Origin of the sequence: Segatella copri, from assembly GCF_024330485.1 — a bacterium.
In the GTDB taxonomy this organism is placed as follows: domain Bacteria; phylum Bacteroidota; class Bacteroidia; order Bacteroidales; family Bacteroidaceae; genus Prevotella; species Prevotella copri_L.
The window spans coordinates 1-5,181 of sequence record NZ_JANDWX010000062.1; the positions used below are offsets into that span (position 1 = coordinate 1).

The following is a 5,181-nucleotide window of genomic DNA, read 5'->3' on the forward strand; positions in this document are numbered from 1 at the left end:
TGTCTTCTTTTCGCAACACTAAGGTAAGTGAAAATTCTGACATGGCAAAATCCTGGGCAACTTTTTGTTGCTCAGGCACTTATAAATAATGTTAAACTATAGTGTTGCGGAATTAAGGAAAACGAAGAATAAACCAAGTAAGAAATCATGAACAACGATATTTTGCTTTCTACGAAATTTAGATCCATAGGAGAGGACGCTACTGTCAGTATGCCCTCCCAAATAAAGGCATTGTTTGGCATAAACCCACAAATTGACGTTCGCTTGATAGACTATGACTATATAGGAGATGCAAAAGATGATGATTACACCTCTTTTGCAGAGAAATTATATAAGGCAAATCCTAATGCTCATTACATATTGGTTACGCATTCCAATGAACTTAAAGACAGTTTGTTGGTAAGAAAAACTTTTCATTTTGATTTGACTGGATTTTATTTCAGTGAAGAAATCCAAACTTGGAGTGTTCCCATAAGCAACAATACCATCGTGTTCTTGGGCGTTATAGAAATAGAAACTTTTGAAGATTTAAAGACTGCAATTAGATTCTTGTTTTCAGGAATATATGATTCCCAAAACTTCCTAATACAACATGGTAGTACCTTTGCAAAAAGCGAGATTGTGAACCTCTTGGAAAGGGCTTTACTTCCCATAAAGAATAGGTATGGGGAAAATCAAGACGTAATTATATCTATGGCCTCAGTATGCCAGCATAAAAAAGATATAATGGTTTTATATCCTTATGGTGGTGCAGATTTCGGAAGTTTTATGCTATTTGTTGTGTAGGTTGGATATAATCTGCATAACAGCATTGTTATTTTCCACAACTCTGTGCAATTATCCGGTTTTGTCATTTTAAGAGTATGAGAGTATGGCAAAGAGAACAAATATTCATGAACGCATACATGTATCTTGCCGTGTTGGAAAACTAATTGTTTGGTTCCATTTGTGCAGATTATATTTCTATTTTGTCTAAATTACGGCAGAATATAGCAGATATTCAATGGATTCGGATGGATTATCACGATAAAATGTTATTTTTGTAGTGTAAAAACAATAAAAATATGAAGTTAAATCGCATAAGAGCAGTTTTAGAGGACAAAGGGATAAGCCAAACATGGCTTGCAAAGAAGTTGGAAAGGAGTTTCAGTACGGTCAATGCATACGTATGCAACCGCACTCAACCCAATCTTACCACACTTCTTGAAATCGCGCAGCTATTGTCTGTGGATATGAAAGAGCTTATCACGGACGAAAAGGAGCGTAATGATTAGAGCGATTATGGGAGGTAAAACAACTATGGTATGAGAATAAACAAATGGATTCCTATAGTCTTAGCGATAAACATTGGGGTATTATGCTTTGCTCTATATGTTGCCACGACATATCAGCAGCAAAACTATATTGTTTCATGTGAACAGCCGATTACAAATTACTCCATCCTGGAGGTAAATTGTAGAGAGCACAGAATGCACTCAACGGTTAAAATCGCATACGCTGGTAAGGACTATTATGTAGGTGTAAGCAGAGAACTTTGCAAAAATATTGGGCAAGCCGAGTTCTTCTATGATATGCAGCATGACACGGTTTTTGAGAAAGATTATCTATGTATGAGGCATATCGTGTTCTTTTTTGTGCTGTTTGCTTTCTCTTTACTGTTATGGAAATGCCCAGAGGTTCGGAAATACCAAGCGACAAGGAAAGATATTCTAAAAGTAAGGAAAGATATTTTTCTCAAAGATGCCCTTCCCATCCTAAAAGAAAAAGGGTTTGTTGAGAAACCTTTCAAGACATCAAACTTTGGATGGAATGGCTTTGGTTATATTTATGATATGTGCCGTCTTAGACAGGGCAAGTTCTTGGATTTTGTGTCGGTAAGGATAACACAAGGCGACAGATACATAAAGATATTTATAAATGCCTTTGAGGTCACCCCTCAACTTGGCTCTCTTTCTTCACTTAAAGAGACGGAAGGTCTGAAATACGTCATACTTCCAAACAGTGAAAAGGAAATGAGGCTTGACTCTGATTTTATAAAGGGAATGCCTGCTCTATCCAAGGAGTTTTGGTCTGGAGGGTTGAAGGTAGGGCGTTACTTCACGGAAATTGGTTACAACAATCAAGTTGAGAAATTAAAAGAGAAAGTGATGTCAAGAGTTTGCGATATTGATGCTTACTTCGAGAAATGGCATGGATGCCATCGTCCGAACCTTGTAAAATGGGATGGGGAATTGATTGAAAGAAGATAAAGTTGTACTTCCTGCGGATTGCAAGTCCGCAGAGACTAAAAAGAACATCAAATGAGATACATTGATTTTAGCTCAGTAAAGGAAACAATAGGGAAGATTTACTTTGGTATTTGTATTTGTGTTTTTGCTTATGCCGTTATTGGTGTACCTATACTATTAGGTATGCTGAAAAAGCATGGTGTGAAAACAGAACCCGTCATTACACCTAATACTTCGTCTTGGCTCCATCGCTATACTACGAACTGTTATCTGTATGAGTTTCAAGTCGGAGATAAAACTTATGATGGAAATTCGCTTGTGGAGGAAGGTGATTATCGCAAGATTGGCACCAGGGTACAAGTGCTATACTTGGATTGGTATCCTTCTTTCAACAGACCTACGTATTATTGGGATGATTAATCGCTTTCTGCGGATTGCAAGTCCGCAAGGCTCAAATAAACACAATTATGGAAGAAAAGATAAAGCTAAGAGATAAACTTGCAGATATTGCCTTGCAATGGCAAGCAAGTTTTGGGGTTGCACCGTCTATTACAAGTTCCATTTCAGAATATGATGCAGCAATGTTGATAGGTATGTCTGAGAAAGAATACTCCGATTACATGAGAGATAAAACTGCTGTTGCCAAAGGGACGGATTTCGTTTATAGAAATATAAGATATCAAGTAAAAGCCAATCGTCCAAGCGGTAAAAAAGGAAGTAAAGTAACGATGGTTCCCAAAGCCTCGAACTACGAATGGGACAGGTTAATTTGGATATTATATGACAAGGACTATGTAATGCAAGAAGCATGGGAATGGTATATGAAAGACTATAAAATGGCGTTTGAAAACAAAAAAAGATTATCTCCCGAAGACTACAGAAAAGGGCACTGCCTGTATCATAGATAACAGAAAATCGTGGATTCAAAAAACCACAAAAACGAATAGCTTTATGATAGAAAAAATAATGTCTAAACTTGGAATGGTCGTTTTATGGTGCATTGTCATCATATATGGCATAGGTGTCATCACTCATATCTGCTCAGATATTATCGGTGTTGTCGTGCTTGTCATTTTGGCTGTTATATCGATTATTTTTGTACTCTATGCCAAAAGATACAAAATATGGTTCAAGAGGCAAGTCAAGATGCTTAGTACGATTTGCGAGAAGTCGCCCAATGATTCTCACATCATGCACGAAGAACAGTTAACCGAATCTTTTGATTCTGCCAACTTCTTCGTACAATACAAGCCAGAGACTAAGGAGTTCTTTTTCCGCAGCTATTATTACTTCATTTTTCCTGATTACGTTAAGACTTGGAGCAAGGCGGTTAAGGAGATCCAAGCACTTGTTTCTAAGGAAGCGCCTAAAACAAAAGTCGAAGTAAATTCTGTAGGTCAGATTGGCAAGGACTTCACGCTGATAATGTCTCCAAAAGATGCCAAGAAAAGTTTTTTGTTGTCTTTGGCTCATTTGTGCATCCGTCTGAGAAGCCAACTTCCATGCAATAACAAGATATTGATATACAAGTTCTATTTCAAGATAAAGGTGTTCGACACGATTTGCTATGGCGAGTTTGATGGCGTGAGAGTATCAAGGGCTATTACAATTTCTGCGGATGGCAACTATTGCGTAGCTAATGTCTACGTAGATAGTTGCTTTCCAGAAGATTTCATCAAACACAATCCTCCGATGTCTTTCATCCTGCAATATGACTTGTATTCTATAGAAACCAATATGTTGGTTAGCAAAGAGGAATTCGATGCCTATTGGGAGAAATGCAAGGATTTATGCGAATCATAATCATTGGAGAACGGTGAGGAGCTATTTTATTTGAAAGATTCCGGGGCAACTGTTTGTTCTCTACGAGTTAAAAAACTTCTTATAAGTAACACTATCTCAAACGTCTCTTTTGAAGACTTGGATAAAGGGTGTAGTCTATACAAGAGTAAAATGTCACATGACAGGTCAATAACATCATCCCCAAGCGTTACAGTTGACAGTTTCCAAAAACGATTTTTTTGGCTGTACAGATAACAAATAACAGATAACAGTTTCCATAAACCATTTTTCGTTTCAAGCGTTAAATATTACTATTCGCACGGATAAAAAAAGTTAAAAAACGTGTTTATTTTTTGGATAGCAAAGAAAAAAAAGTATTTTTGTGACATTAAGTCAAACCGTAAAAAACATGAGTATGAAAAGAATATTTTTTATGTTTCTTGCCCTCTTGTTGTGTGTAATGGTACAAGCACAGGACAATGTTGAAATTACCTTAAACAACGGGAATGTGGTTAAGGGAGTCACAAAAACTTTATTTATGCTTGATGATGGTGATGTCGTTGTTGCTAAAGATTCCAAGTCTAGAGAAAAGAAAGAATACAAATCTACAGAGATAAAGAGCATTAAGTACTACGATTCAAAATCTAAAGAATGGATAAAGTTCGTTCCGCTTATGGCGCAAAAATCATTGCCAAGCGTTTGGAACAAAAATCCAAAACCATACAAAACTCCGATATTCCTCAAACCTGTGTATGAAGGGAAAAATGTGTCTGCCTATATACACTATATCTCAACAATAACAAATACCAAAACATTGCATTTGGAAGGCACAAACTATGTTTTCTATTTTAAGGTAAAGAATGAAGATGTGGCAAAGGGTTATTGGATGGGAAGTAGTATTGGTGCGAAAATGTTGCTTAAAATTGTATTTAAGCCATATCCTGTGATGAAAGAAACTGTGTCTAATTTAGATACGAAAGAATTTGATAAAGATCCTATTTCGTTAATAAGGACTTTTGATAGTCTGTTGAAATAGAATATCTGTTTTAAGTATCAATACTCTGTTAATTCTTATGTAATCGATTGAAAATGAGAGAGTTAATTAACGTAATATAACTAATAAAATTTGGTTAAGTGGCTGATTATCAGTAACTTTATAGTTCTCTAAGCT

7 protein-coding genes are annotated in these 5,181 nt (G+C 36.3%); all 7 read left to right on the top strand.

The window, feature by feature from the left end:
* Positions 1–147 precede the first annotated feature (147 nt).
* The 7 genes from NNC77_RS15930 to NNC77_RS15960 all read left to right on the top strand — a co-directional run bounded on the left by NNC77_RS15930 (position 148) and on the right by NNC77_RS15960 (position 5,046).
* On the top strand, positions 148–786 hold the full coding sequence (locus NNC77_RS15930; RefSeq protein ID WP_254971800.1) for a hypothetical protein: 639 nt from the start codon (positions 148–150) through the stop codon (positions 784–786).
* Between the two features lie 278 nt (positions 787–1,064).
* Positions 1,065–1,274 (top strand): helix-turn-helix domain-containing protein, encoded by a 210-nt coding sequence (locus NNC77_RS15935; RefSeq protein WP_218413472.1) that lies wholly within the window; start codon positions 1,065–1,067, stop codon positions 1,272–1,274.
* Between the two features lie 30 nt (positions 1,275–1,304).
* Positions 1,305–2,249 carry a hypothetical protein gene (locus NNC77_RS15940; protein ID WP_254971802.1) on the top strand — a complete coding sequence of 315 codons (945 nt, stop codon included), beginning with the start codon at positions 1,305–1,307 and terminating at the stop codon, positions 2,247–2,249.
* A 51-nt stretch (positions 2,250–2,300) separates the two neighbouring features.
* Positions 2,301–2,648 (top strand): hypothetical protein, encoded by a 348-nt coding sequence (locus NNC77_RS15945; RefSeq protein ID WP_254971804.1) that lies wholly within the window; start codon positions 2,301–2,303, stop codon positions 2,646–2,648.
* A gap of 47 nt (positions 2,649–2,695) precedes the next feature.
* Positions 2,696–3,136 carry a hypothetical protein gene (locus NNC77_RS15950; protein ID WP_218413469.1) on the top strand — a complete coding sequence of 147 codons (441 nt, stop codon included), beginning with the start codon at positions 2,696–2,698 and terminating at the stop codon, positions 3,134–3,136.
* 43 nt (positions 3,137–3,179) lie between these two features.
* Positions 3,180–4,031: a hypothetical protein gene (locus tag NNC77_RS15955; protein ID WP_254971807.1), complete on the top strand. Its 852-nt coding sequence runs from the start codon at positions 3,180–3,182 to the stop codon at positions 4,029–4,031.
* Positions 4,032–4,425: 394 nt separating this feature from the next.
* Positions 4,426–5,046, top strand: a complete 621-nt coding sequence (locus NNC77_RS15960; RefSeq protein WP_254971809.1) for a hypothetical protein — start codon at positions 4,426–4,428, stop codon at positions 5,044–5,046.
* Positions 5,047–5,181 lie beyond the last annotated feature (135 nt).